Source organism: Bythopirellula superficialaquae (assembly GCF_059632245.1).
This window is the reverse complement of sequence record NZ_CP197426.1, coordinates 1714396-1739407: the sequence shown is the minus strand read 5'-3', so window position 1 is coordinate 1739407 and position 25012 is coordinate 1714396. Positions and strand designations below refer to the sequence as shown.

The following is a 25012-nucleotide window of genomic DNA, read 5'->3' as shown; positions in this document are numbered from 1 at the left end:
ATCTACGGCCGAAACGACCAAGTATAAAACCGGCGGCACGCTAAAACAGCTAGCACTACCTGCCAAAATTCTGGCGCTTTCAGAATTCCCCGACTGGTTTAGAATCTCGACCCAGACGGCGATGCTTCGCGTAGTTATCTTGCCTCGCTATGTTTTTCAGTTTACGAGTTTTTCAAATTACGGAGTTCCCATGCGTCACGGATTGGCCGCACTCGTTGTTATCACGCTTGGATTGGTTACAACTCGCTCGTGGGCGAACGATCCCACGACGACGATTACCCAAAGTGAACACGTGCTGGCGGAATTGATCGCTATTCCCGGGCGGTCGATTCCGACACGGCTACTCAATGAAGCGCAAGGCTTGGCCATCATTCCCCGCGTGATCAAGATTGGCTTTGTTGCCGGCATACGCCGTGGGCAAGGTGTGGTCATGATTCGTGATGCCGACGGCAGTTGGGGATTGCCACGGTTTGTGACCCTTACAGGGGGCAGCGTCGGTTGGCAAGCCGGCGTGCAAGGAACCGACGTGGTGCTGGTCTTCACAACCCGGCGGAGCGTCGAAAGTCTGCTCAATGGCAAGTTCACGATCGGCGTCGATGCGGCCGCTGCCGCGGGTCCCGTCGGTCGCAATGCTGCCGCTGCGACGGATATGCGTTTGCAAGCGGAGATTCTTTCGTACTCTCGCAGCCGAGGCTTATTCCTCGGGGCTTCGGTTGATGGCTCGGTGCTCGAAATCAATCAAGCCGCCAACATGTCGTTCTACGGAACAACGGATCCCAACATGCCCCAAGTGATTCCGCCAGCGGCCACGCAAATGCAAGCCTTCGTGACCGAACTTACCGGGGGCATGCGTGTAGAAGCCGTCGCGGCGGAACAAGCGGCCACGACTCCTGATAGCTCGGTCATCCCGGCCACGGCGATTTCGCCGGTGCGAGTCGAAGCTCTGCGGCAGGCGCTGGTCTCATCCTCCACGCAGCTCGCGCAAATCCTCAATCCTGATTGGGACAAGTATTTGGCACTTCCCCCCGAACTGCGAACCTCGGGTGACGGAGCTGATATCACGGCGCTTGAGAATGTGTTTGGTCGCTTTAAGCTGGTGAGCGGCGACACGAAATTCACCGATCTTACTTCGCGACCAGAATTTCAGACGACTATGGAACTCTTGCGCGAATACATCGACGCGACTCGCGCGGCCATGCCGACCTTGCTCCTCCCACCGCCACCTGCGGCAACCGTCGGAGCTCAGCAAGTACGCTAAACCCGGATGCTCCAGCCTTTGAGGCTGAGTAGCCACATGGCAATCCACCAAAAGGTGACCGTGGCGACCGCATAGCCCAGCGAGGCGAGTTCGGGGCTCGTGATCCACGAGGTAAAGAGCGTGCTGTAAAGCCATTGCTTTGTGGAAACTTCGCCCACGTGCGTTACGCTCAGCAGCACCGCGCATAGCCCCGAAGCCACGAACACGAGAATCGCGTTTACGCCGACGATTTCAAATGTTCGGCCAATTCTTCGCCAGCCCCAGATATCAAATTTCAGCAGCGACCCGGCCAGCACAATCGACCCCCAGCCGGCGGTCAGGACGACGAAGCTGCTGGTCCAAAGTTTTTTATTGATGGGGAACACTGTGCCCCAGAGCAATCCAATCGCGACGGCGATGGCCCCCGCGATTAACAGGCCCACAACTGTTTTGACGTTTACTCCGCGGCGTTGAATGAACAGCCCCACCAAATATCCGGCCAGGGCCGTCACGATCGCAGGGAGGGTGCTCAGGAGACCTTCGGGGTCGGTCTTTTCGCTGGTGGCTTGGGTGTACATGTGGCTTGGTCCCAGGATAGCCAAGTCGACTTCGCGCACGACATTGCCGTCGGGCGAAAGATTGGTTTGGTAATTATCCGTCGGTAACCATGCCAGTAGTCCCCAATAACCGAGCAGCAGAACCGCCGCGAGGATCACTTGAGAACGCAGCCCCAAGTGCAACACGACAAGCGAAGCAAGCAAATAGACCAAGCCGATCCTTTGCAACACACCTGGAAAGCGCCAGTTGCTCCAAACGATTGTGTCGGCGTGACCCAAAAGAAAGTTGAAAATCGACGTCGAGCGATTGAGCAACAGCCCCAAGGCGATCAACACAATCGTGCGGCGAGCAATACGCCAATACACCGCGGGTGAGACTTCGGCGCCGTTGCGGAACTTGCGGAGCGAATAAGCCAGCGCGGTTCCAACAATGAACAAGAAAAAGGGAAACACCAAGTCGGTGGGTGTCCAACCATGCCAGGGAGCATGTGCGAGCGGCCAATACATATGCCCCCAGTCGCCCGGATTGTTCACCAGAATCATGGCCAAAATCGTCATGCCACGAAAAGCGTCGAGCGCGAGCAGTCGTCCACTGGTCTGTTCGGCGATAACAGGTTCAACAGTCTGTGCCACGGTGGGTCCTCAATTTTACGAGCCAATCAGCACAGCATAGTCCAATTGCGTTTTCCGGCAATTGGGGAGCGAATCGACAAACGTCCGGCCGTACGATTTTGTGTGAATCCGCGGATCGAGAATCACCACGCGGCCCGTGTCGGTGCGGCTGCGGATCAAACGTCCAAAACCTTGCTTGAGCTTGAGCACCGCTTCGGGGAGTTGATACTCGCGAAACGGCTCGCCGCCATGATCGCGAATCGCTTCAAAACGGGCTTCAAGCAGAGGGCGATCCGGCACGCTGAATGGCAGCTTGGCGATGATCACCAACTGCAAGGCATCGCCCGGCACGTCGACCCCTTGCCAGAAACTGTCGGTCCCCAGCAAAACGGAGCGCGGATCGGCTTTGAAATTCTCGATCATCTGCGTCCGCGGCGTGCCATCGGCTTGGCTCAGCAAGTTAAGGTTGTTGGCACGCAGCCAAGGCGCCAACTGCGTGGCCGCGCGGCGCAAGGATTCGTAACTCGTGAATAGCACAAACGCGTGGCCATCGCTCTCACGGACAAAATGACGAATCATTTCGAGCGATGCCTGATCGAATTCTTGGCGTTCGCTGGAAGGGTCGGGCATACCGCGCAAAGTCACTAGTTCCGCTTGTTCGGAATAGTCGAAGGGACTGTCGAGTTTCAGCGTGTTACTTTTCACCAGACCGATGCGATCGCGGAAGAATTCAAATTTGTCGCTGCTTCCGACGGCCAGGGTCGCACTCGTGAGAATCGCGGAGGGGACTTGATTAAAGAGTTGATCGCGTAATACCGGCCCGACGTCAATCGGCGAAGCCAACAACGAGAGCCGCGGAACACCGCGACGAGTCCGGTAGGCTTCGACCCAATAGACGGCCCCCGCGAGTTGCTGGCGGTGCCAGGAATTCAGCTCGCCCGAGAGGGCAATCAGCCGATCATGAGCGGAAATGTAATCCTGCTTGTCGGTTTCTTCATGTTTTGCATCACCAACTCGCTTAACTTCCCGCGCGAGTTTGTGCAGTTCACCGCTGAGTTGATTCTTGATGTCGAGCGGTTGAGTAACGCGGCCATTGCTGGGGGCTTTGTCTTCCTGCCAATCCAACAGATCGGCGAAAAACTCGTCCGCCACCATGCGGCAACGTTCGACGATTTTTTGTAAATCGCGCATTTCAAAATCGGCGAGCAATCCTTTTTGCGTCCGCTCGTTGTAGAGCCGACTCAGCGTGTATTCGATCTGGCCGTTGGAAAGGCGAATCCCCATGTGATCGGCCGCCACACCCTCAATCGTGTGGGCTTCGTCGAGCACCACAACGTCGTAATCCGGCAAGATGTTTACGCCGGCACGACGCAAGGCGAGATCGCTGAAAAACAAAGCGTGGTTCACAATCAAAATCTGAGCGTTCTGTGCCCGACGGCGATCTTGGTAATAAAAGCACTTGCGATGGGTCGGACAATTGCGACCCATGCAATTGCCGTGGTCACTCATCACTTCTTCCCAAACTTGCGGGGTCGGTTGGAAAGAAAGATCACTCCGCGAGCCGTCGGTGGTGGTCTCGCTCCAGTCGCGAATCGCACGCAACTCGTCGAGCGATTCGTATTTGTCGAACAAGCTGCCACCGCGTGCGATAGCTTTGTGTAAGCGACGCAAGCTGATGTAATTGCCGCGGCCTTTGACCAAGACGGCCGAAAACTCACGTGGAATCACGCTGTTGAGCAGCGGCAAATCTTTGTGCAGCAGCTGTTCCTGCAAGCTGATCGTGTGCGTGGAGATCACGACTCGCAGAGGCTTCTTTTCTTGAGATTCGGAGCCTTCTTCCTGCGTCGCGGCCAAAATGGCTGGCACCAAATAAGCGAAGCTCTTGCCCACACCGGTGCCTGCTTCCACGACAAGATGCTGCTTGTTGCGAATCGCCGCGGCCACGGCAGCGGCCATCGCAAGTTGCTGCGGCCGCTCTTCGTAGTGCGACAACCGCCGAGCAATCGAGCCCTCGGGCCCAAGTATGTCGGAAACGTCAAGTTGACTGGAGGTCGGCATCGGTCCTTCATTCTGCCGTGAGAGAATTTGTTACCGCGGTCGCGCGGTGATCGTTCCTTCTTCGGGACTACTGGCCGTGGCGTAGAGCTTTTTCGGAATGCGGCCGGAAAGGAAAGCGAGCCGCCCCGCTTCGGTGGCGTGACGCATTGCATCGGCCATCCGCAAGGGATCCTTGGCGTGGGCGATCCCCGTGTTGAGGAGCACGCCATCAACGCCGAGTTCCATCGCGATGGTCACGTCGCTGGCCGTGCCGACACCGGCATCGACGATCACAGGATATTCAGGATCGTTTTCCTTGAGATATTCCAAACAAATACGAATGTTGTTGGGATTGAGCACCCCTTGGCCCGAGCCGATCGGACTACCGGCGGGCATGACGCTCGTGGCTCCGGCGTTTTTCAATCGCCGTGCGACCACGGGATCGTCGGTCGAATAGCACAGCACCTGAAAGCCTTCGGCCACGAGCTTTTCAGTCGCTTCCAAGGTGGCAATCGGATCGGGCAGCAGCGTTTTGGTGTCGCTCAACACTTCGAGCTTCACCCAATCGGCACCAGGGTTCTCAAGACCCAACAAAATTTCGCGGCCCAGCCGGGCCACACGGATGGCATCCTCGGCGTTGAAACAGCCGGCCGTGTTGGGCAGTAACGTATACCGCTGAGTATCGATGAAATCGAGCAGATTGTTACCAGCGGCATCAATCAATCGCTCGCGCCGCACGGCGACCGTGATGCAATCCGTGCCCGAACGTTCCAGCGACTCGCCCATCAAAGCGTAGCTGGCATATTTGCCCGTCCCCACAATCAATCGACTGCTGAGCGTGTGCGTGCCGATGGTGAGCGAATTTTCTGTTTGTAGATCAGTTGCCATTCTTTCGGGTCCCTGCGAATCGTTGATTCGCGGCTAGTATTGTCCTTAACCACCACCCACAAGGGTCACGACTTCCACGCGGTCGCCAGCCGCGAGTTGCGTCTCAGCATGCTTTGCGCGGGGCACAAGATCCAAGTTCCGCTCCACCGCCAGCGTGCGCGGATCGAGTTCCAACTCGCTCAGAAGGTCAGCAATGGTCGATCCCTCTGCGAGTTCACGCGGTTGGCCATTAACCGTGAGTTGCATCATGCTTCTCTCATTCATCGCGAACAAAGGCCGTGCGGAACGATCCGCCCGCCACACGCACGAAACTGCCTCGTTGCGGTTCGCCTTTGTTGTTCAACGTGGAGTTCCAAGGCAAAGCATAGGCATTCACGGTGCCGCCTGAGGCCTCGGCGATGTAAATCAGGCTGTTGCCGATTTGGTAGGCCGCCTGGCCACGCGGGATGTTGGCCATGCCGGTGACCATCAAAAATTTGGGGTTTTTGGGCAGCGTGCCAAAATCTGCCAAAATGTTCTTCTCAAAGAAGGAGACAAATGCCCCCGTACGGCGGCTCACGACGGCGGCTCGGAGATCGCCCGTGAGAAAATCGAGAAAGTAAAACGCCTCGATTTCCATGTCGACAAAGCCGGTGGCGATGGCGAAGTTCGCCTCACCGTGGGTGGCGGTGGCCTGAACTTGGGTGCCTTGGCCGAGTCCATACCAGCCCACTGACACGACCATGCCGACAAATATGCCGAGCACCACCAAGGCCGCGTGGTTACAGAGCCGCTGCACCATTGAGATTCTCCCGCAACAGGCGGGGTGAGATTCGTCACCCCAGGTTACCAGCCGCAGAAAATCACGCGGCTTTTCAACCCTTTATGGTATCCGGTTGGGGAGTGCGTTTCTAGGCTGCAAACTGGGTAATCGGGGTCCCACTACGGCGGGTAAACTCAGACGACCCGGCTCGCGCGCTTTTGCTCTTATTCACGACCGTTGCCTGTGAAGCGGACAATGTAGTAGAGCAACGTCATCACGGCTTGTAGTGTGCCGGCCACATAAGTCCAGGCAGCGGCGTTGAGCACCTTGTTCACGTGGACCATGTCGTTGCTGCCAACAATGCCGTGCTCGACAAGCAGGAGTTTCGCCCGCTTGCTGGCGTCGAACTCGACGGGCAAGTTCACCAATTGGAAGAACACCACAAAGGCGAAGGCCACGATACCCACGATGATCAGCTTAGGAGCCGCGAGTAGGGCACCAGCAATAATCATGATCATGCTCATGTTGCCGCCAAACGTCGCGGCGGGAACGGCCGCGTTGCGTATCACGAGCGGCATGTAGCTGTGGGCATCTTGCAGGGCGTGTCCCGCTTCGTGTGCAGCGATTCCCACCGCCGCGGTCGTGCGAGCACTGTAAACGTCTTGGCTCAGCCGCAAGACTTTATGGCGCGGATCGTAGTGGTCCGACAGGTGGCCGGGGACTTGTTCAATCGCAACGTCCTGCAAACCGGCGGAGTCCAAAATATGGCGAGCAGCGGCGGCACCGCTCAGCGGTGTCGATACCTGCTGCGCTGCGGCAAAGGTACTCTTCACGCGCATCTGAGCCCACAGCATGAGCAGGAGGGCGGGGGCAATCATCAAAAAATAGAGCGGATCAAAAAACATTGTCTTCCTCTTGTGATATTTCGTCGTCCGGTGCGAGATCTTGAATCAGACCTCGTCGAACTGTGGATTTCTACGGTTTAACTGCGATTTTGGTTCAACAACCGCCAAATCGCCGATTTTAGGAAATTTTACGGCCAAGACCGGCTCAACCTACACGCTTGACCCCGATTTCGCCACGGGACGATACAATTTGGGAGTTCGACTTCCAAATTCGGTTTGGCCCGAGCTAGATTTTTAAGGTAGACTCACCCCACACCGCCATTCGGCACAACTTATTCCTACTTAGGAGTACCAAGAAATGAACTACGGCTCACAACAATCCGAGAATCCTTATTCGCTCTCCGGCATGATGTCGCTCACCGCGGCTCAAGCTACCCAAGACGAACGGGCCACGTTCATTTCCAAGACCTACATGCACCTCGCAGGGGCGATTGCCGCCTTCGTGGCGCTCTCCGCTGTGCTGCTGAGCCTGCCTATCACCGAGCAAATGGTCGGTTTGATGGTGGGGACTCGGTATGGCTGGCTGGTTGTGATGGGTGTGTTTATGGTCGTGAGCTGGGTTGCCAATTCCTGGGCGCTCAGCGCCGTGTCGCTGCAAAAGCAATACATGGGCCTCGGGCTTTACGTGTTCGCCCAGGCCGTGATTACGGCCCCGCTGCTGTATTTCGCCAAGACATTTAATCCTGACGTCATTCCCACCGCGGCGGCCGCCACATTGGGTCTCTTTGGCGTCATGACCGCGATTGTGTTTATCACACGCAAAGATTTTTCGTTCCTGCGATCGGTATTGATTTTCGGCTTCTTCGCGGCAACCGGTTTGATTGTCTGTGCGATTCTGTTCAACTTCGCACTTGGTCCGATCTTCATCTACGCGATGATCGCCTTGGCGTGTGCCTCGATCCTCTACAACACGTCGGAAATTCTGCACAACTACCGCACGACCCAGTACGTGGCGGCTGCCTTGGGCTTGTTTGCCTCGGTCATCCTGCTGTTTTGGTACGTGTTGCAGCTGTTCATGTCGCGCGACTAGCGTGAGATAAAACAGCCAGACAAGCTCAGCCCACGGCGATTTGCTCGCCGGCACGCCAGCGATCGCCAGTGCGCTCGACCCGATGGTAGAGCGTATCGCGTTCGACCGGCTCGCGGCCTGCTTCTTCGATGAGGCGGCGGATCGCTTCGACGCTCAAGATTTCGGGCGTTTCGGCACCGGCGTCGTGATAGATCAGCTCGTGCCGCACTGTGCCGTCGAGGTCGTCGGCCCCGTAGGAAAGCGCGCACTGGGCGGTTCCGATGCCGAGCATGATCCAGTAGGCCTTGATGTGGGGAATGTTGTCGAGCATCAGCCGGCTGACGGCCATTGTGCGCAAATCCATTGGCCCCGAAGGCTTGGTGATGTGGCTCAAACCGGTGTTGTCGGGGTGGAAGGCCAGGGGGATGAATGTTTGGAAGCCGCCCGTTTCGTCCTGCAATTCGCGCAAGCGCAACAAGTGGTCGATGCGGTGGTACGGCTTTTCGATATGGCCGTAGAGCATTGTGCAGTTGGAACGCAGCCCCAACTGGTGGGCCGTGCGGTGCGTTTCAAACCAGCGGGCGGAATCCGCTTTGTGTTCGCAAATTTGTTGACGAACTTCGGGATGAAAAATCTCGGCCCCACCCCCGGGAAGACTTCCTAGCCCCGCGTCGAGCATATCTTCCAGCACCCAGCGGATCGGTTTCTTAGTCTGCCGCGAAAACCAATCGATCTCCACGGGCGTCCAGGCTTTGAGATGCAGGCTCGGATAGTTCTCGTGAAGCAGGCTGACCACTTTGCGATACCATTCGTATTTCGCCTGATGATGGAGTCCACCGACGATGTGCATCTCGGTGGAACCCGCGTCGACGGCTTCCTGACCACGCGCCAGGATTTGCTCGTCGTTCATCCAGTAACCCTTGGCATCGCGCAAGTCGGCGCGGAACGCACAGAACGTGCAGCGATAAACGCAAATGTTCGTCGGGTTGAGATGCGTGTTGATGTTGTAATAGGCGAAGTTGCCGTTCTTGCGTTCGCGAACCAAGTTGGCCAGCTCGCCCAGCTCCGGCAGGGGGACTTCCTGTTGATAAAGCAAAACGCCGTCGTCGAGCGTAAGCCGTTCGCCGGCCTCCACTTTTTCGCGAATCGGTTGAAGAATGGGTGAGGAAGTGCGAAGCATGATTTTTTGTGTAATCCGTTAGCCGCGGTCGTCTCGACCGTAATGTGAACAAAGCATTATCACCCAGCACCAAGCCAGAGGTCTAGGGTTCCAACCGCAAACAGGCCCAGGCTGATCACCGCATTGACGTTGAAAAACGCGACATTCACCCGGTCGAGATCGTCGGGCCGCACGAGGGCGTGCTCGTAAATCAGCAGCCCGGCAACCACGACGATGGCGATCCCATACAGCACGCCAAACGCCGGATAGACAAAGGGGAGCAGCACCAACAGCCCCACCGTGGCGGCATGGCACAGGGCGGCCAGACGCAAAGACCGGGCGATCCCCAGCTTAGCGGGGATGCTGTGCAATTTCCGCTGGCGGTCGAATTCAAAGTCCTGGCAGGCATAGATAATGTCGAAGCCGGTCACCCAGGTGAGTACCACGCCCCCCAAAACAACGGCCGGAAGCAAATCCGCGGGATTGGCCAAAACCTGTTCGCCGCGAATCGCGATCCACACGGCCACCGGCGATAACGCCAAGGCCGTGCCGAGCCACAGGTGCGCGAGCGCGGTGAAGCGCTTGGCAAAGCTGTAGCCGCACAGGAAGGCCAGGACGGGGAGACTCAGATAAAGTGGCAAGCGGTTGGGCAGGAACAAGAGCGTGCTAGTGATGAACGCTAAGCCGCATGCGGCTGTGAAGATTGTCACCAGGGGAACGCTCAGGATCCCTGCGGGGAGATGTCGCCCCGCCGTACGCGGATTCGCGGCGTCGATTCGTCGATCCACGAGACGATTGAACGCCATCGCCGCGCTGCGGGCGAAGACCATGCACAGCAAGATGCCGAGAAGTTCTTGCCAGCGGATATCGAATCTCACTCCATACAACCAATCGAGTGGGATTTCAAACGGCCCAATAAAAAGAACTCCGCCAGTAATGGATTGGCTGTCCGATTTATCAATCGCATTTAGCCGCCAAGCCATCATTCCACTTAACAGCGCAAACGGCAGCGCAAAGATCGTGTGGCTGAAGCGAATCAGAGAAAGCAGATGGCTGACGGTTTGCAGCATGACTTTAAGGATTAACGCTTGTTCCCCAGCGATTGATGAGGCAATTGTCGATGCCGAGTTGATCGCAAATCCGTGCGACCATAAAGTCGACCAAATCGCGGAGCGTCGTCACGCCGTGATACCAACCCGGCGAGGCGGGCATGACAACCGCCCCGGCTAAGGTCACCAGCCTTATGTTTTCGATATGCGGCAGCGACAACGGTGTTTCGCGCGGCACGAGAATCAACTTGCGCCGTTCCTTCAAATGAACTTCGGCGGCGCGTTGGATCAAATTGCTGGCCGAGCCGTGGGCGATGCCGCTCAGCGTTGTTCCCGAACAGGGACAGACCACCATCCCCCGCGTGATAAACGAACCGCTCGCAATCGCGGCTTGAAAATCCATGTGATTGTAACTGGTCAGCTCGCCAATGCGGCCCCCTTCGACGGACAGCACATTGCTATCGGCCGTGCCAATCCCGGCACTCGCCTGCAAGAGTTGAATCTTGCTGTCGGCGGCGTGTTTGATGTCGTCGAGCATCAACTGGGCTGGCTTGAAGTCTTCGAGATCGACGTTGAGATCCATTTCTTCACGGATCACATGGGCACCGCTGGGGCTGATCACCAGATGCACGTCATGCCCCGTCGCGAGCAAGACTTCGATCAGCCGCACGGAAAACACCGCACCGCTCGCGCCGGTGATCGCGACACAAATGTTTTTTGGACCAGATGCCATGCCTATTTCCTCAACGACATCGCCAGCACGGACTCCGAGAGCGGCTTCGTGCCAACGTAAAGTGTGGCCACTCCTAATGTAAACGAGCGATACGATACGTCCACCAGTCCCGCGGCCCGCATGCGTTCGGCCAGTTCCTCGCCTTGCAAGAATTGGCCGACGCTCTCGGGCAGATATTCATAAGCTTCGTGGGAGTTACGCGCGAAAAACTGGCCAATCCTGGGCAGGACATTCTTAAAGTACCAGTTGTAAATTCCCTTGAACGGCTGCCACTGGGGCGTGGAAAATTCCAGCACCGCCACTTTCCCACCTCGGGCACACACGCGGGTCATTTCGGCCAACCCGCGGTCGGTGTCGGCAACATTCCGCAGTCCGAAGGCCACGCACACCACGTCGAACTTGTTGTCGACCAAGGGAATGTGCTGGGCATCGGCCTCGATAAAAAGAATGGGGCGGTCGGTGACAATTTTGTCGGCCTTCTTGCGGCCAATGGCGAGCATTGGGTGGCAGAAGTCGGCGCCAATCACGTTGGCGGCTCCCCACGCAGCCTGATGATAGGCGATCGCCAAATCCCCCGTGCCTGTGCACACGTCGAGCACTCGGCCTCCTTGGCGTGGCGGGACAGCCCGCACGGTCCGCCACCGCCAATAGCGGTCGATATTGAGCGACAGCAAATGGTTGAGGAAATCGTAGCGGCCAGCGATCTGGCCGAACATTTCCCGCACCCGCGCGTCTGATTTATCGACGGTTTGTTCGTCAGTGGGCATGTCGTAAAAATAGAACGCAGATGAACACGGATTGAACGGATGTACGCAGATTGCTTTATGTCACAAAAATGATCCGCGCAAATCCGCCCAATCAGCGTTTATCCGCGGCCTATTCCTCGTTACTGTATCTGAACAAACAGTATCTCAATAGAATTGTTGCTTCGCTAGCGCAAACCGTGCTGGCAATGACCTGTTAACACTTCACAAACTGGACGGGGGCGGGACGCCCCGGCTCGCGTGGCTCAATTATTTGTTCATAATCTGCCCATCCACGTCGCTGCAGCGGATCTTGCCGACAGCACTGCGATCGTCATCGACATGCTCCGCGCGACGTCGACGATTTGCTACGCACTCGCCGCAGGGGCAAAGTGCGTTGTACCGCTTCTGGAAATTGAAGAAACCCGGCAACTGGGCCAGCAGCTTGGTTGCGAATACGTGGTGCTGGGAGGGGAACGCCGGGGCAAGATCATCGAGGGCTTTGATCTTGGCAATTCGCCACGGGAATACACGCCGCAGCGCGTGGTGGGGAAGATGTTGCTCTTCACCACAACCAACGGCACACGGGCTCTTGCCCATACGTCGGAAGCGAGGCGCGTCCTCGTCGGTTCGGTTGTGAATCGCGCGACGGTGGCCGCGGCGGCGCTCGACGCCTCGCGAGTTGATATTTTGTGCGCGGGGACGGATGGCGAAGTCACTGGCGAAGATATCCTCGCGGCGGGGGCGATCGCCGACCAACTGTTGCGCGATAGCACCGCCGGATATTGGGAACTCAACGAACCCGCTCAATTCGCCCAGCAAGAATGGCAAAAAATTCTCACGCAGTCCGAGACAACAGGCCGCCCGATTAACGAAGTTTTGGCCGTGGCTTTGCGGGACACCATTGGCGGTAAAAACTTGCTCGAAGTGGGGCATCAAAGCGACCTTATTGATTGCGCCCAACTCGATTCGCTCGCCGTTTTGCCGGAACTCAACCGCACGACGCGACAGATCACGCTGCGGTAGACTCTTTGCCGCGAGTCCCGGTACAATGCCCGGTTTCATTAACTTCATTTACCACAAAGACACAAAGGCCACTAAGCAGATTCGAACCTCTGTCGCCCTTAGTGTGCTTCGTGCCTTCGTGGTTATTAATTAGATTTAGAGTCATCACCATGGAAATGGAAAAGCTCGTCTCGCTTTGCAAACGGCGGGGGTTTTTGTTTCAGTCCAGCGAAATCTACGGCGGCCTCAACGGCTTCTGGGATTACGGTCCGCTGGGTGTGGAACTCAAGCGCAACATCAAGAATGCCTGGTGGCAGGATATGGTCACCGGCCACGACGAGCTCGCGGTGCAGCCCGGCGCGCCGACAACGTACGAAATGACCGGCCTCGATTGCACGATCATCATGCACCCGCAGGTGTGGAAATGCTCGGGGCATTTTGATTTGTTTGTCGACATGATGGTCGACTGCAAAGAGAGTAAGAAGCGTTATCGATATGACCAGCTCCGCGGTCGTTGGGTCGAAGCCAAGGGCAAGCGAGTTTTCATCACCACACTTGCCGAGGCCGATCAAGAAGAGGCCGACCTTCAGCAACGCGCCCTCAAGGCGTTCAACTTGCGCGGCAAAGACGTCGACCAACTTAAGTGGGAAGGTTCTGTCATTTCGCTCGACAAGCTCGATTCACTGGAAAGCGTGTTCGCGCCCGAGGCCAAGGAAATTGGCACTCTTACCGAGCCGCGTGAATTCAATCTGATGTTTCCGACAACGATTGGCGCGCTCGCTGGCGAGGAAGGCCGCGCTTACCTTCGTCCTGAAACTGCCCAAGGCATTTTTGTGAACTTCAAGAATGTCACCGACAGCACGCGGGTGAAAATTCCCTTTGGCATCGCGCAAGTCGGCAAGAGCTTTCGCAATGAAATCACGCCGCGGAATTTCACGTTCCGAAGTCGTGAGTTCGAGCAGATGGAAATTGAATTTTTCTGCCATCCGACCGAGTCGCGCAAATGGTACGAATACTGGCGCGATCGCCGCATGAAGTGGTACACCGACCTCGGCCTCGCGGGCGAGCGTTTGCGGCTGCGTGAACACGAGAAAGACGAACTGAGCCACTACAGCGTCGGCACGGCGGATATCGAATACGCGTTTCCGTTCCTGTCAGCCGGTGAGTATGGCGAGCTTGAAGGCATCGCTCACCGGGGCGATTTCGATCTCCGCAGCCACATGGAAGGTAAGCTCGTGAAGAACGCCGAAGGCTGCCTGGAAGTGGAAATGGTCGACGGCAAACCCAAATACAAGGGAAGTGGCCGCGATCTCACCTATCGCGACGAAGTCACGAACGAACGGTTTATTCCGCACGTCATCGAACCCTCGGCGGGGGCGGATCGTGGTGCGCTCGCCTTTTTGTGCGAAGCCTATCACGAAGACTCAGCGCCCGACGAAAAGGGCGAAATGCAAACCCGCGTGGTGATGAAGTTCCATCCGCGAATTGCGCCGATCAAGGCGGCGGTCTTTCCGCTCGTCAAAAAAGATGGCATGCCCGAGGTTGCCCAGGACATTTACCGCGCGCTCAAGAAAAAGTTTCCGGCGTTCTACGACGAAAAGGGAGCCGTCGGCCGTCGTTATCGCCGGCAGGACGAGGCGGGGACACCGTATTGCATCACGGTCGACGGTCAGACCCTCACCGATAACACCGTGACGGTGCGTGATCGCGATACGCTCGAGCAATGGCGCGTGAAGGTCGACGACGTGGTCGAAGAGATAACGCAACGCGTGAGTTAGCGAAGCTTAAACTTAATAGCCGTCTGCGCAAGCCGATGGTCGAAGCTGCGAGAATTTTAACTCGAAATGACCGCGGGCTTCCGCCTGCGGCTATTACCTGTTTGCGCTGCTTACTCTTCCAGCCACTTCCACGCGTCTTCGATTTTGGAAGCGTCGAAGTATTCGATCTTCGCCATCGTGAACGGCTTGCAAACCTTGGCCATCCATTCTTCCCACTTCTTTTCGCCCACCAGTGCGATCCGCTCAATCTTGGTGCAGTGGGTTGTGGAGAATTTGGTGTCGTCCCACAGGGCGTGCATGTCCCAGCCGTGAAAATCGTGGAACTGCGCCAGCAGTCGCACCTTGCCTTCCTCGGCGATGGCCGAATCCACGAGCGGGACGAAATGCTTGTAATCTTCGTCGTGCAGTTTGCCGGAGAGCTTGAAGCCGATGACTTTGCCCGTGCCACGATCGAGCTTTTCAATCATGGGAAATCTCCTTGAAGAGGTTGAGACAGGTGAGACACCCGCAATATAGCGACTTTGCTGAAAAGTGCCAGTGTGCGCTGCCAATGTCTTACTCGTCGTCACCCAAATGAAACTTGTGCATGATGCGATGCACCACGGGGGCCATCACAATGCTCGCCGCCAAGATAAACACGAGTCCCGCATTCAAAGCATAAAGACCGGCGAAGATTTTGCCGCCGTTGGTTTGCGGAGCGTTCACCGGCCCCATGCCACCCATCAACATCGCGGAATTCAAGAACCCATCGCGCCAGCTTAAATTTTCGTAATGCCAATAACCCCACATGCCAAGGGCCAACGAAAACACGAGCAGCACAAGTCCCATCAATCCGTGCAGCACCATCCGCCACAGAAACTGCGTCCGCGTGAGCAACGGATGAGAATGATGTTCGTACATAACAATGTCGGCAGAGAGTGACGTGAAGGAAGCATCAAAAATATGGCCGATCTTCGTAAGCGCGTCGAGACGGCTTGAATCGGCTAGGAATGCGCAGGATGGCTTTGCTCGGCGGCCTGAAATGATGCCGAGAAGCCGATCGTGAATGGCTCCGCGGCGTCAAACGCAGCATCGAGCAGCTGTTTGATTTGCGCGAGGTCGGTTGGGAGGGCAGGGCATGGGCTAAGATCAGTTTATCGTTGAAACACCGGCAGAAGCTCATTCTGCGCTTGTAAGACCAGTACCACCAGAGCAGTCGTGTAGGCTCGGCCATAGCGGGCGTCGCCGTGGCGGCTGTACTCAGCAGCCCAGCCACCGTCGGGGGCTTGATTCTTCAACAGAACGCGGGCCACGGGAGGGAAGAACGACTCCCAGTATTCGCCGCCGAGTTGATGGGCCGCCTGCGTGCAATGAAACAGTGAATAGTGATAACGGTCCAAACCGTCGGGGCTGCCGTTGTATTCCGCGAACGAGTGGGCGAGCAACTTTTGTCCTGCTTGCTTGGCTTCCGGTGATTCATGTCGGCCCGCATGAGCGAGTGCCAAGATACCTGCTCCCGTCATGGCACGGCTCGTATATCTATCTCCGATTGTATAAGTGAAATTCTCCAACTGTTGCGAGTAATGCCGCTCCACACAACCGACGGCCTCGTCGATAGATTGGGCCGGGATGTCAAATCCCGCGTTCTTGGCACCGCGTAGGGCCATCAACTGCCAACCGATGATCGATAAATCAGCATCCTTGTCGTCGACCAGATTCAGATAACGCCAACCCCCACGATCCTCAGGTCGCTCCTTGGGGCGTCCCTGGAGTTCTAACGAAAACTTGATGGCTTGTTCGAGGGCTCGCTTGATTTCTTGCGACTGGCTTTCGGACGTCATCGCATAGGCCTCGGCCAGCATCAGACTACTGATCACGTGATTGTAAATTGCCGAGCGGCCAATTGGCTGACTAATTGCCGTGGAAGCAATCTCGCCCGCCGGCCCTACCAGAGCCAACAAACCATTGGGCTTTTGCGTACCGATCACATAGTCGATCGCGGATTCCATCTTCTTGCCACGGGGGCCTTCGCCGGGCAACTCTCCGCCGGCAAGCATCGCGAGGACACAAAGACTCGTGATCCCCGGCTGGCCGTCGGGCATGGTTGCAAACGAGCCGTCGGGTTGACTGCTGTCAGCAATCCAATCAAGTGCGCGAGCGATGGAACCGTCGATGGCATCGAGTTCGGCGATTGTGAGCGGATCGGAATTCTCCTGAGCCATTATTTGAGAGCATGTCGTGAGGATGATCGCAACAATCCATATTCGCATTCATCATCCCCAACCGTAATCGTGGTCATGCCCGAGTGTAAGAACGTTCTTCGCGATCAATTCTAATGCAAATACCAGTCGTTCTTCCCACGATTTCCACTCAGTTGACCCGCCCCCGAACCGTACTTAAACTAAAGAGTTTAGGGAACTTCGGGCGATTCCAGCAGTTTTTTCCAGGCGTGTGATCGTCCCGACCCCAGCCCTTCCTCGGAACGCTCACCTTCATGCTTGCCAAACGTGTTATTCCCTGTCTCGACGTCGACCGCGGACGCGTGGTGAAAGGAACGAACTTCCTGAACCTCCGCGACGCCGGCGACCCCGTCGAGGTGGCGGCCCGCTACGAGCGCGAGGGGGCCGATGAGTTGGTGTTCCTCGACATCACGGCCAGCCACGAAGGTCGCGACATCATGCTCGATGTCGTTCGCCGCACGGCCGAGCAGGTGTTCATGCCGCTCACCGTGGGGGGCGGAATTCGTTCGCTGGAAGATATTCGCCAATTGCTGCTGGCCGGGTGCGACAAGGTGTCGATCAACTCGGCGGCGGTCCGCGATCCGGAATTTGTCCGTGCCGCGGCACTGCGGTTTGGCAGTCAGTGTATCGTCGTGAATATCGATCCCAAGCGCGTGATGCGCAATGACCGCGAACTGTGGGAAGTCCATATCAACGGCGGCCGGATCGGCACGGGCCTCGAAGCGGTCGATTGGGCACGGAAAGTCGAACAACTTGGCGCGGGGGAAATCGTGCTCACGAGCATGGACGCCGACGGAACGAAGGACGGCTACGATTTGGAAATCACCGCGGCGGTGAGCTCGGCGGTTTCGATCCCCGTGGTCGCGAGCGGTGGGGCAGGGTGCCCGCAGCACCTGGCCGAAGCGGTGACCATCGGTAAGGCCGATGCGGCCTTGGCAGCCAGCATTTTTCACTTCGGTGAATTTACAATTCAAGAGACCAAACGAATCATGGCAGAGTACGGCGTGGCGGTTCGCCTAGCCGCTTGATGGAATTGAGAAAAAGCTGCGATTCAACGAATCGCACAGTCGACAACGACGGTGGAGTTTTGTCATGGGTAAATCCTCGGGTGTTAGCGAAGCGGATTTTGACAGTTTCGTAGCCAGACATCAGGAGCTGGAAATCAACAAGCTCTTTCGGGCTTGCGTGAAACTCGAAGCGAGCGACTTGCATCTGAAAGTCGGTCGTCCGCCCATGGTCCGCGTCGACGGTTCGTTGCGCCCGATGAATCGGGGCCCCATCGACGACGAAGAAATGGTGCGGCTCTGCTTTCCGCTGATGAACGAGCGGAGTCGCAAGATTTTTGACAAAGATGGCGGGGCCGACTTTGCCCACATGTGCGATGTCGACGGCACGAATTGGCGGTTTCGCGTCAATCTTTTGCAACAGTTGGGCCACATCGGCATGGTCGCGCGGCGCGTGAACAGCTGGATTCCCAACTTCGAAGGCCTTAATTTGCCGCCGTCGATGGAGCGACTTTGCACCTACGACCAGGGAATGATCCTGCTTGCCGGCGTGACCGGTTCGGGCAAGAGTACGACGATCGCTTCGATGCTCAACTGGATCAATGCCCGCTATCGCAAACATATTTTGACGCTCGAAGACCCGATCGAATTCGTGTTCACCGAAGATAAGTGCTTGATCAATCAACGCGAGATCGGCCTGGACGTAGTCGACTTCGAAATCGGCATGAAGCACGCCGTCCGTGAAGATCCCGACGTGATGCTCGTGGGCGAAATGCGTGACAAGGAAACGTTCATGACGGCGATCCATGCCGCGGAAACGGGTCACTTGGTGTTCGGAACCATTCACGCGAGTACGGCAGCCTCGACGGTAGGTCGTATTTTGGATTTATTCCCTTCGGAAATGCACAGCGCATTACGCAGCGCGATGGCGATGAACATGAAGGGAATCGTCGCCCAAAAGCTTTTGAAGTCGATCAAGCCCGGCGTAGGTCGGGTGCCAACCGTCGAAATCATGATCTTTACCCCCACGGTTCAAAAGCTGATTCTCGACGAAGAAGATTCTCGTCTCGGCGGGGCGATCCGGGTCGGCAAGGAAGACGGCATGCAGAATTTCACGCAGAGTCTGAAAAAGCTGGTCGACGATCAGTTGATCGACCGCGAAGTGGCGCTCGAAGTCGCGCCGAATCGCGAAGAATTGAAGATGGCACTCAAAGGTATCGATGTTTCGCAAGGCGGTATGGTTTGATGAATATGCGTTTCCTTTTTTCTTCAGCAGTAACCGCCGTCTTGGTGTTAGCCGTTGCATGCTCAGAGCCGTCTGCCGTTTTTGGTCAAGCGACCTTAAGCGAGATCGGTGCGGCCAACGAAGCACGCAACGAAATGATGAACAACGGCGGCAACGCCGCACCGGCACCTCAGCAGCCGGATCCCAATCTGGGTGGCGCACCAGCCGCGGCGCCTGATGCTGCTAGCCAAGCCAATCAGGCTGCGATATTTCAGCAACATGCCCAGACAATGCCGCTAAATATCTTGCTGATCGTAAAACTGCTGATGCTTGTGGCGGTGGTCTGGATGTGGGTGGCAGCTGGGGACTGGGTCAACAAAGATTCGCAGATCTATGCCCTGGTCTATCAAAAATGGAGCCTCATCCATTATGTGCCGTTCGTGCTTATCGGCTTTATCATGTTCTTCCTGCCACTGGCGACATGGATTAAAGCCTTGGTCATGTTCGTGGTGTTCTTTGGCACTTGGCTGCCTTATGTGCTTGTGCATAACAAGAATGTCGAACCCCACCTGACGGTGCTTACAGGCTCTTGGTGGCGATTCGTGCTCGCGACCATCCTGGGTGGCATGGGCATTAAGGTCAAATCGGAACGCTCAGCTGGCTACGAGCAAGGTGCCCCGGTCGAGCTCATGGCCATGGGTGCCGCCGACACAACGGCCAACAATGCCAATTTGCTCACCGCGCGTCATTCGCCCGGCTATTTGCTGCTCAAGGACATCATTGCCGAGATGATCAACCGCCGGGCCGACAAGATCATGCTCGATTTTTCGGCGCAGGCAGTGAGCGTGCGTTACGAAATCGATGGTGTGTGGCATCCCGGTGAGGCCCGCGATCGCGAGTCGAGCGACGTCATGCTTGCCGTAATGAAAACGTTGGCGAATCTCAACGTCAAAGACCGCCGCACGAAGCAAGAAGGCCGCTTTGGCGCGAAGTATGAAGGCAAAACCTATATCTGCTCTCTCATGAGCCAAGGCGTACAAACCGGCGAACGTGTGGTCGTCACCCGCGTTGGCGAGAAAAAGCAACTCGTTCATTATGCCGACTTGGGGATGCGTGAAGGCATTCAAAAACAGTGGGCCGAGATCATGGCCGGGGATGCGGGCATGGTGATTTTCTCCGCGCTGCCCGGCGGTGGTCTGACGACGATGATGAATGTATCGCTCGAAGAAACCGACCGTTTGATGCGTGACTTCGCCGCGATCGAAGACGTCAACAACCGCGAGCATGATATTCAAAACATCGGAGTTACGACCTACGACTCCTCGAAGGGAGAAACTCCTGCGACGATTCTACCAACGCTGATTCGCACCTATCCCAATGTCTATATCTTGCGGGATATGACCGACGTCGAAGCCGCGAAATTGCTCTTCCGCGAAGTGGGCGATGAGCGGCTGCTGGTTACGAGCATCCGAGCTAAGGAAGCTGGTGAAGCGCTGCTGCGATTCTTGCATCTCAAGATGCCTCCCAAAGAATTCGCCACCGCGGCCAAGGGCGTGCTGTATCAACGACTCATTCGCAAGTTATGCACCGATTGCAAGGTCGGCTACACCCCACCGCCCGACGTGCTCAAGAAACTTGGCATCCCGGCGGGCAAAGTCGAAAAGCTCTACCGACCGCCCAAGCCGGAAGAAATTGAAAAGCCCTGCAAAACCTGCCAAGGCTTGGGTTATATGGGCCGCACGGGCTTGTTTGAGCTGCTGGTCGTCAACGATCAGATACGAGAGATTTTGATCAAGCAACCCAAGCTGGAACTTTTGAAACAGGCCGCCCGCAATTCACGTCAACGGTCGCTGCAAGAAGAAGGGGTGTTGCTCGTGGCCCAGGGCACGACATCGCTCCAAGAATTAACTCGCGTTTTGCAACAATAAAATTTTGCTTTGAAGTATTATCATGCTGCTCGCTTACCTTGTTTGCTTTGTGTTTTTCGCCGCGGTGGCGATGACCATCAATGAAGGCTTATGGAATAACGCCATCAGCTTATTTTGCATCTTGCTGGGTGGGGTCTTTGGCATTTTCGTGGGAGTTCCTGTGGGAAATCTCATTGCCGAGCGGGCCGGAGCCAACACCGAGCAATATTGGTTTTTCATTTTTGCAGGGGTGTGGGGCCTGTTTTCGTTGACCGTGCTTGTCACGCGGATCCTCTTCGACCGCACGTCCAAAACCAAGATGAAATTCATCCCGCTGGTCGATAAGTTTGGCGGGCCAGTTGTGGGCTTGATCGCCGCGATAATGTTCACCAGCTTCGTGACCTATACACTCGACCGCATCCCCATTAAGGCGGGGGAATGGAAATACGCCGATGCCGCTGAATGGCAAAAGAGCGTCTTCACCTATGGCCGAGCACCGTTTTTCAACGTGGCCAGTGGATTTGCGGCTGGTGAAGGAATCGATCCGACGTTCGTGGCTAAGTAAACGTCTTTCAAACGCCCTTAAAGATCAGCTCGCGAAACTCAGTCCATTCACTGGGTGTCGGCTTGTGATTCTCTTGGCAAACCAACTCCGTGATCCATTTGTCCGTGCTACGCAAACGATTGGCAAGCTGATAGACGCAGTTCAGCACCAACTTCATCGCCACGGGGCTGCCCGTCGCACAGAGCTTGTCGAAATCAGCGCGCGACAGCCGCAATAGTTTCATATCGGTGAGCGCTGTTACGTTTGCCGAATGCGGTGCTTCGTGAAAGAACGACATCTCGCCAAAGTGGGAGAAGGGCTCAAGCTCGGCGAGCTTGAGTTCGCAGCCCGATTCGGTTTTGCGCGTGATCTGGCACCGTCCTTCGACGATGAACCACAAATTCGGAGTTTGCTTGCCTTGCATAATGATTTGTTCGCCGGCGCGAACTTCCAGCGGCTGCGCGAGCGACATGATCTGCTTGCACTCGGCCTCGGACAAATTGTTGAAGATCGCAAGACAGGAAAGCGAACTGGCTGGCATGGTCGGTCTTCCTACGGTAGGCGCTTCGATGAACATCACAACACTTTCTATGATTTTAACTGATTCCGGCGAGCACCGTGGCTCGGCCCACGCGGCTGATGGCGGTCATAAACGCGGCCGTGCGCAAACTCACCTGCCGTTCTTGCGATAGGTTCCAAACTTCTTCAAATGCCGAGGACATCACCCGGTCGAGTTCCTGCCGCACGCGGTCGAGATTCCACTTGTAATGCTGGCGATTCTGGGCCCATTCAAAATAGCTGACCGTTACGCCGCCGGCATTGGCCAAGATATCGGGCAAAATTCGAGTGCCACGATCGGTGAGCATGTCGTCGGCATCGGGGCGAATGGGGGCATTCGCGGCTTCGATAATCAGCGGCGCGCGAACCTTACTCGCGTTCTCGGCCGTGATCACACCACCCAGCGCCGCGGGGATCAACACTTCCACGTCGAGTTCCAATAGTGCTTCGTTCGTGATGTGCTCCCCACCCGAAAAGCCAGCGAGCGAATTCGAGTTGGAAGCCGCATAGCGCAACGCATCGGCGATGTCGAGGCCCGACTCGCGGTAGTAGCCGCCGCTCAGATCACTAATCGCGACGACGCGGCATTCGGCATCGTGGAGAAACTTGGCGGTGTGCGAACCGACGTTGCCAAAGCCTTGAATCGCAACGCGAGTCTTTTGAGCTTTGTGGCCCAAGCGGCCTACGGTCTTGAGTGTAAGAATACCGACGCCGCGGCCAGTGGCTTCTTCGCGTCCTGGGATTCCGTAGTATTCGACGGGCTTCCCCGTCACCACACCGGGATTAAAGCCGTGATACTTGTTGTATTGATTCATGATCCAGGCCATCTCTTCCGGCCCGGTTCCCATGTCGGGGGCAGGAATATCGACGTCGGGACCAATGATGTCGTGAATCCCATCGACGAATTTGCGCGTGATGCGTTCCCGCTCGCGATGGCTGAGCTTGCGGGCATCAACTGCGATGCCTCCTTTGGCGCCGCCGTAAGGGAGATTCACAACCGCGGTTTTCCAAGTCATCAGCGCGGCGAGGCTGCGCACTTCGTCGAGGTCGACTTCGTGGTGATAGCGCAAGCCCCCCTTCATCGGCCCGCGGGAATCATTGTGCTGCACGCGGTAACCAATAAACGTGTGGAGCTCGCCGTTGTCCATTTCGATGGGAATGCGAACTTGCACTTCCCGCTCGGGAGTCATCAGCAAGATGCGCATGTTGCTGGTGAGGGAAAGCTGATCCGCCGCGCGGTCGAAATAATGCTGAACTGCTTCGAAGGCTTTCATGGCGTCGACAAACTATTAAGGCTGGAAAAGTCCTGGCGAAACAGTGGATAATAAAAGGAACGGCCACGGGGCACAAGCAACGGACCGGTAAACAAGTCTAGCTGCGCTGGGCTGGAACGCTGATAGCTTTACGCAGACCTTGGTTTTCAAGTTCGATTTTTGCATGCCAGACGGGATAAAACTGTTGTGACGGACAGCCCTCTCAATATTGATTCTTCCGCTAAAAGCTCGCCTCCACCTAAGAAGAAGCGGGGAGTTCTCTTTTGGATTTTAATTATCGCCGCCTTTTTTACTTTGGCCGATTTAGTAGGTGTGTCTGTGCCGATGTTGGCAAGTCGTAATGCACAAAATGAACAGCCATCGGCACAACAACCGTTAGCAACGGCAAAGAATGAAGCGGAGAAATCCACGCCCGTTGACGAGTCGCAATTGCAATGGGTCTCTCCCACGGATGGCCCGCCGATCACCTTGGAGTATGTTCCACAGGGAGCCCAAGCCTTTTTGTTTTTGCGACCAGCAGAACTGCTTGCCAACCGCGAAGGTGCAAAGCTGATTGCGGCGTTAGGACCTTGGGGCCAGGAAACTGTACAGCAGATCCAAGAGACGCTCTATGTCGAATTTTCAGAGATCGAAACGCTGCTCGTAGCTTTGATTAGCGCCGATAACGGGTGGCAGTACTCATTGCGTGCCTCATTTGTGGAACCTTGGGACGAAGGCAAAATCGCCCAGCGCAGCAAGTCGACAATGCGTGGCGATCGTGCCATCTTTGTACCTAAATCAGGACATGGGAAAGTCATCGTTTCATGTCCCCGCTCTTTCGTGGAAGAACTCCAAACGCAAGAAGACGCGCCGGCTATTCTCGCTCGAGATTTAGAGCGACTACTGGCACACACCGATGCCGACCGCACGGCCACGTTGTTGATGTCGGCCAAGTTTTTTGATACCGAAGGCCGCGAGTTGTTGTCGCAACAAGCCGAAGGGTTGCGCACAGCCTTTCACGCACTCATTCCCGACAATGCGAGTGCCGTGTCGATCAGCGTCAATCTTGGCGATCAGTTTTTCTGGGAGCTTCAAGCGACAACCATCCAAAACGCGCCCGCTCATCGATTTGCCGACAAGTTCACCAAGCAACTTGTCTCTGCACAGCAACAACTGGCAGCTTTTCTTATATCCAATCCTCCACATCCCTACGGCGAGGCCGTCGAAGATCGTTTCCCCGCGATGCTTAAAATGACGAGCGACTACACCCGCACATCACACGCCGACGGCATCGCCATGGCCAGGTGCTATCTGCCGCTACCAGCCGCGCACAATCTCCTGCTCGCCAGCCGCTTGCGGCTTAGCGAAACAGGACAACCGGTTACCCCTATCGCGAAACCTGTCTCCGTCACTGAACAACTCGATCAAGTGACCAAACTTTCGTTTCCCAAAGAAACCCTGGAAAAAGCCCTGGAAATGCTCTCCGGGGACCTGAAAATCCCCATCCAAATCGCTGGCCGTGACCTACAATTGGAGGGCATCACAAAAAACCAAACCTTGTCGCTGGACCTCCGGGAGCGCCCTGCGCGTGAGATTCTTGTCGAGATTTTGCGACAGGCCAATCCCGACCGGACGGCCGCCAGTGCCTCCGATCCGCGACAGAAGTTGGTTTATGTGATTCGTGATAACGCAATCATTGTGACGACACGCTCGGCCGCTGCTCAACGGAACGAGGAATTGCCGGAAGTGTTTCGCGTTCCCCCACTATAATCGATATACTGGAGTTGGTGAGCCAGACGCCGGAACAGCATCTACTAACTTACTCACCAGCTCACCCCAGACTTACTC

At 56.3% G+C, this 25012-nt stretch carries 24 protein-coding genes; 9 read left to right on the top strand and 15 right to left on the bottom strand.

Annotation, left to right across the window (positions count from 1 at the left end; all coding sequences use genetic code 11):
• Window positions 1–190: 190 nt before the first annotated feature.
• Window positions 191–1258 (top strand): lipid-binding SYLF domain-containing protein, encoded by a 1068-nt coding sequence (locus SH678x_RS07140; RefSeq protein ID WP_496922201.1) that lies wholly within the window; start codon window positions 191–193, stop codon window positions 1256–1258.
• Here the strand turns inward: SH678x_RS07140 and SH678x_RS07135 are convergent.
• From SH678x_RS07135 to SH678x_RS07110, 6 genes are all read right to left on the bottom strand, one after another.
• Window positions 1255–2427, bottom strand: coding sequence for an acyltransferase family protein (locus SH678x_RS07135; protein ID WP_496922200.1), 1173 nt, complete (start codon window positions 2425–2427; stop codon window positions 1255–1257). The two genes, SH678x_RS07140 and SH678x_RS07135, sit on opposite strands and share 4 nt — an antisense overlap.
• 15 nt (window positions 2428–2442) lie before the next feature.
• Entirely contained in the window at window positions 2443–4464 is a 2022-nt protein-coding gene (locus tag SH678x_RS07130) for an ATP-dependent DNA helicase (RefSeq protein WP_496922199.1), read from the bottom strand.
• 30 nt (window positions 4465–4494) lie between these two features.
• Window positions 4495–5331: a thiazole synthase gene (locus SH678x_RS07125; RefSeq protein ID WP_496922198.1), complete on the bottom strand. Its 837-nt coding sequence runs from the start codon at window positions 5329–5331 to the stop codon at window positions 4495–4497.
• 45 nt (window positions 5332–5376) lie between these two features.
• Window positions 5377–5580, bottom strand: coding sequence for a sulfur carrier protein ThiS (gene thiS / locus SH678x_RS07120; protein WP_496922197.1), 204 nt, complete (start codon window positions 5578–5580; stop codon window positions 5377–5379).
• A 7-nt stretch (window positions 5581–5587) separates the two neighbouring features.
• A complete protein-coding gene (locus tag SH678x_RS07115; protein ID WP_496922196.1) occupies window positions 5588–6112 on the bottom strand; it encodes a hypothetical protein in 525 nt (174 codons plus the stop codon).
• A gap of 185 nt (window positions 6113–6297) precedes the next feature.
• Window positions 6298–6978, bottom strand: a complete 681-nt coding sequence (locus tag SH678x_RS07110; protein ID WP_496922195.1) for a zinc metallopeptidase — start codon at window positions 6976–6978, stop codon at window positions 6298–6300.
• 298 nt (window positions 6979–7276) lie between these two features.
• Here SH678x_RS07110 and SH678x_RS07105 point away from each other — a divergent pair, with 298 nt between their 5' ends.
• Window positions 7277–8008, top strand: a complete 732-nt coding sequence (locus SH678x_RS07105; RefSeq protein ID WP_496922194.1) for a Bax inhibitor-1/YccA family protein — start codon at window positions 7277–7279, stop codon at window positions 8006–8008.
• A 25-nt stretch (window positions 8009–8033) separates the two neighbouring features.
• On the opposite strand, the gene mqnE is transcribed toward SH678x_RS07105, so the two are convergent.
• Genes mqnE through ubiE form a run of 4 tightly spaced genes read right to left on the bottom strand, consistent with a single transcriptional unit; the run spans window position 8034 to window position 11695 of the window.
• Window positions 8034–9167, bottom strand: a complete 1134-nt coding sequence (gene mqnE / locus SH678x_RS07100; RefSeq protein ID WP_496922193.1) for an aminofutalosine synthase MqnE — start codon at window positions 9165–9167, stop codon at window positions 8034–8036.
• Window positions 9168–9226: 59 nt separating this feature from the next.
• Entirely contained in the window at window positions 9227–10216 is a 990-nt protein-coding gene (locus SH678x_RS07095; protein WP_496922192.1) for a UbiA-like polyprenyltransferase, read from the bottom strand.
• A gap of 4 nt (window positions 10217–10220) precedes the next feature.
• Window positions 10221–10928: a UbiX family flavin prenyltransferase gene (locus SH678x_RS07090; protein WP_496922191.1), complete on the bottom strand. Its 708-nt coding sequence runs from the start codon at window positions 10926–10928 to the stop codon at window positions 10221–10223.
• A 2-nt stretch (window positions 10929–10930) separates the two neighbouring features.
• Window positions 10931–11695: a bifunctional demethylmenaquinone methyltransferase/2-methoxy-6-polyprenyl-1,4-benzoquinol methylase UbiE gene (gene ubiE / locus SH678x_RS07085; protein WP_496922190.1), complete on the bottom strand. Its 765-nt coding sequence runs from the start codon at window positions 11693–11695 to the stop codon at window positions 10931–10933.
• A gap of 237 nt (window positions 11696–11932) precedes the next feature.
• Between ubiE and SH678x_RS07080 the strand changes: the two genes are divergently transcribed.
• Window positions 11933–12697 (top strand): 2-phosphosulfolactate phosphatase, encoded by a 765-nt coding sequence (locus SH678x_RS07080; RefSeq protein ID WP_496922189.1) that lies wholly within the window; start codon window positions 11933–11935, stop codon window positions 12695–12697.
• 155 nt (window positions 12698–12852) lie between these two features.
• On the top strand, window positions 12853–14454 hold the full coding sequence (locus SH678x_RS07075) for a glycine--tRNA ligase (protein WP_496923062.1): 1602 nt from the start codon (window positions 12853–12855) through the stop codon (window positions 14452–14454).
• Window positions 14455–14564: 110 nt separating this feature from the next.
• On the opposite strand, the gene SH678x_RS07070 is transcribed toward SH678x_RS07075, so the two are convergent.
• The 3 genes from SH678x_RS07070 to SH678x_RS07060 all read right to left on the bottom strand — a co-directional run bounded on the left by SH678x_RS07070 (window position 14565) and on the right by SH678x_RS07060 (window position 16703).
• Window positions 14565–14921, bottom strand: coding sequence for a SpoIIAA family protein (locus SH678x_RS07070; RefSeq protein ID WP_496922188.1), 357 nt, complete (start codon window positions 14919–14921; stop codon window positions 14565–14567).
• Between the two features lie 88 nt (window positions 14922–15009).
• Complete coding sequence (locus SH678x_RS07065) at window positions 15010–15354, bottom strand: hypothetical protein (protein WP_496922187.1); 345 nt, start codon at window positions 15352–15354, stop codon at window positions 15010–15012.
• A gap of 233 nt (window positions 15355–15587) precedes the next feature.
• The gene (locus SH678x_RS07060) at window positions 15588–16703 is read right to left on the bottom strand and encodes a prenyltransferase/squalene oxidase repeat-containing protein (protein ID WP_496922186.1); all 1116 of its coding nucleotides are present in this window, start codon (window positions 16701–16703) and stop codon (window positions 15588–15590) included.
• Between the two features lie 224 nt (window positions 16704–16927).
• Here SH678x_RS07060 and hisF point away from each other — a divergent pair, with 224 nt between their 5' ends.
• From hisF to SH678x_RS07040, 4 genes are all read left to right on the top strand, one after another.
• The gene (gene hisF, locus SH678x_RS07055) at window positions 16928–17701 is read left to right on the top strand and encodes an imidazole glycerol phosphate synthase subunit HisF (protein ID WP_496922185.1); all 774 of its coding nucleotides are present in this window, start codon (window positions 16928–16930) and stop codon (window positions 17699–17701) included.
• Window positions 17702–17765: 64 nt separating this feature from the next.
• Complete coding sequence (locus tag SH678x_RS07050) at window positions 17766–18923, top strand: type IV pilus twitching motility protein PilT (RefSeq protein ID WP_496922184.1); 1158 nt, start codon at window positions 17766–17768, stop codon at window positions 18921–18923.
• Between the two features lie 5 nt (window positions 18924–18928).
• A complete protein-coding gene (locus tag SH678x_RS07045) occupies window positions 18929–20830 on the top strand; it encodes an ATPase, T2SS/T4P/T4SS family (protein ID WP_496922183.1) in 1902 nt (633 codons plus the stop codon).
• Window positions 20831–20852: 22 nt separating this feature from the next.
• Window positions 20853–21374 (top strand): CvpA family protein, encoded by a 522-nt coding sequence (locus SH678x_RS07040; protein WP_496922182.1) that lies wholly within the window; start codon window positions 20853–20855, stop codon window positions 21372–21374.
• Window positions 21375–21381: 7 nt separating this feature from the next.
• Here SH678x_RS07040 and SH678x_RS07035 read toward each other — a convergent pair whose 3' ends face one another.
• Window positions 21382–21894, bottom strand: coding sequence for a Crp/Fnr family transcriptional regulator (locus tag SH678x_RS07035; protein WP_496922181.1), 513 nt, complete (start codon window positions 21892–21894; stop codon window positions 21382–21384).
• Window positions 21895–21949: 55 nt separating this feature from the next.
• Window positions 21950–23185, bottom strand: a complete 1236-nt coding sequence (locus SH678x_RS07030) for a Glu/Leu/Phe/Val family dehydrogenase (RefSeq protein WP_496922180.1) — start codon at window positions 23183–23185, stop codon at window positions 21950–21952.
• Window positions 23186–23371: 186 nt separating this feature from the next.
• Between SH678x_RS07030 and SH678x_RS07025 the strand changes: the two genes are divergently transcribed.
• Complete coding sequence (locus SH678x_RS07025; protein ID WP_496922179.1) at window positions 23372–24934, top strand: hypothetical protein; 1563 nt, start codon at window positions 23372–23374, stop codon at window positions 24932–24934.
• Window positions 24935–25012 lie beyond the last annotated feature (78 nt).

Bases quoted from the DNA above. Each gene is read 5' to 3' on its own strand.
- SH678x_RS07070 (WP_496922188.1), bottom strand. From the start codon at position 14,921: ATGATTGAAAAGCTCGATCGTGGCACGGGCAAAGTCATCGGCTTCAAG.
- SH678x_RS07040 (WP_496922182.1), top strand. From the start codon at position 20,853: ATGCTGCTCGCTTACCTTGTTTGCTTTGTGTTTTTCGCCGCGGTGGCG.
- SH678x_RS07115 (WP_496922196.1), bottom strand. From the start codon at position 6,112: ATGGTGCAGCGGCTCTGTAACCACGCGGCCTTGGTGGTGCTCGGCATA.
- hisF (WP_496922185.1), top strand. From the start codon at position 16,928: ATGCTTGCCAAACGTGTTATTCCCTGTCTCGACGTCGACCGCGGACGC.
- SH678x_RS07075 (WP_496923062.1), top strand. From the start codon at position 12,853: ATGGAAAAGCTCGTCTCGCTTTGCAAACGGCGGGGGTTTTTGTTTCAG.
- ubiE (WP_496922190.1), bottom strand. From the start codon at position 11,695: ATGCCCACTGACGAACAAACCGTCGATAAATCAGACGCGCGGGTGCGG.
- SH678x_RS07090 (WP_496922191.1), bottom strand. From the start codon at position 10,928: ATGGCATCTGGTCCAAAAAACATTTGTGTCGCGATCACCGGCGCGAGC.
- SH678x_RS07110 (WP_496922195.1), bottom strand. From the start codon at position 6,978: ATGTTTTTTGATCCGCTCTATTTTTTGATGATTGCCCCCGCCCTCCTG.
- SH678x_RS07060 (WP_496922186.1), bottom strand. From the start codon at position 16,703: ATGCGAATATGGATTGTTGCGATCATCCTCACGACATGCTCTCAAATA.
- SH678x_RS07035 (WP_496922181.1), bottom strand. From the start codon at position 21,894: ATGCCAGCCAGTTCGCTTTCCTGTCTTGCGATCTTCAACAATTTGTCC.
- mqnE (WP_496922193.1), bottom strand. From the start codon at position 9,167: ATGCTTCGCACTTCCTCACCCATTCTTCAACCGATTCGCGAAAAAGTG.
- SH678x_RS07030 (WP_496922180.1), bottom strand. From the start codon at position 23,185: ATGAAAGCCTTCGAAGCAGTTCAGCATTATTTCGACCGCGCGGCGGAT.
- SH678x_RS07130 (WP_496922199.1), bottom strand. From the start codon at position 4,464: ATGCCGACCTCCAGTCAACTTGACGTTTCCGACATACTTGGGCCCGAG.
- SH678x_RS07125 (WP_496922198.1), bottom strand. From the start codon at position 5,331: ATGGCAACTGATCTACAAACAGAAAATTCGCTCACCATCGGCACGCAC.
- thiS (WP_496922197.1), bottom strand. From the start codon at position 5,580: ATGATGCAACTCACGGTTAATGGCCAACCGCGTGAACTCGCAGAGGGA.
- SH678x_RS07095 (WP_496922192.1), bottom strand. From the start codon at position 10,216: ATGCTGCAAACCGTCAGCCATCTGCTTTCTCTGATTCGCTTCAGCCAC.
- SH678x_RS07140 (WP_496922201.1), top strand. From the start codon at position 191: ATGCGTCACGGATTGGCCGCACTCGTTGTTATCACGCTTGGATTGGTT.
- SH678x_RS07045 (WP_496922183.1), top strand. From the start codon at position 18,929: ATGCGTTTCCTTTTTTCTTCAGCAGTAACCGCCGTCTTGGTGTTAGCC.
- SH678x_RS07105 (WP_496922194.1), top strand. From the start codon at position 7,277: ATGAACTACGGCTCACAACAATCCGAGAATCCTTATTCGCTCTCCGGC.
- SH678x_RS07065 (WP_496922187.1), bottom strand. From the start codon at position 15,354: ATGTACGAACATCATTCTCATCCGTTGCTCACGCGGACGCAGTTTCTG.
- SH678x_RS07050 (WP_496922184.1), top strand. From the start codon at position 17,766: ATGGGTAAATCCTCGGGTGTTAGCGAAGCGGATTTTGACAGTTTCGTA.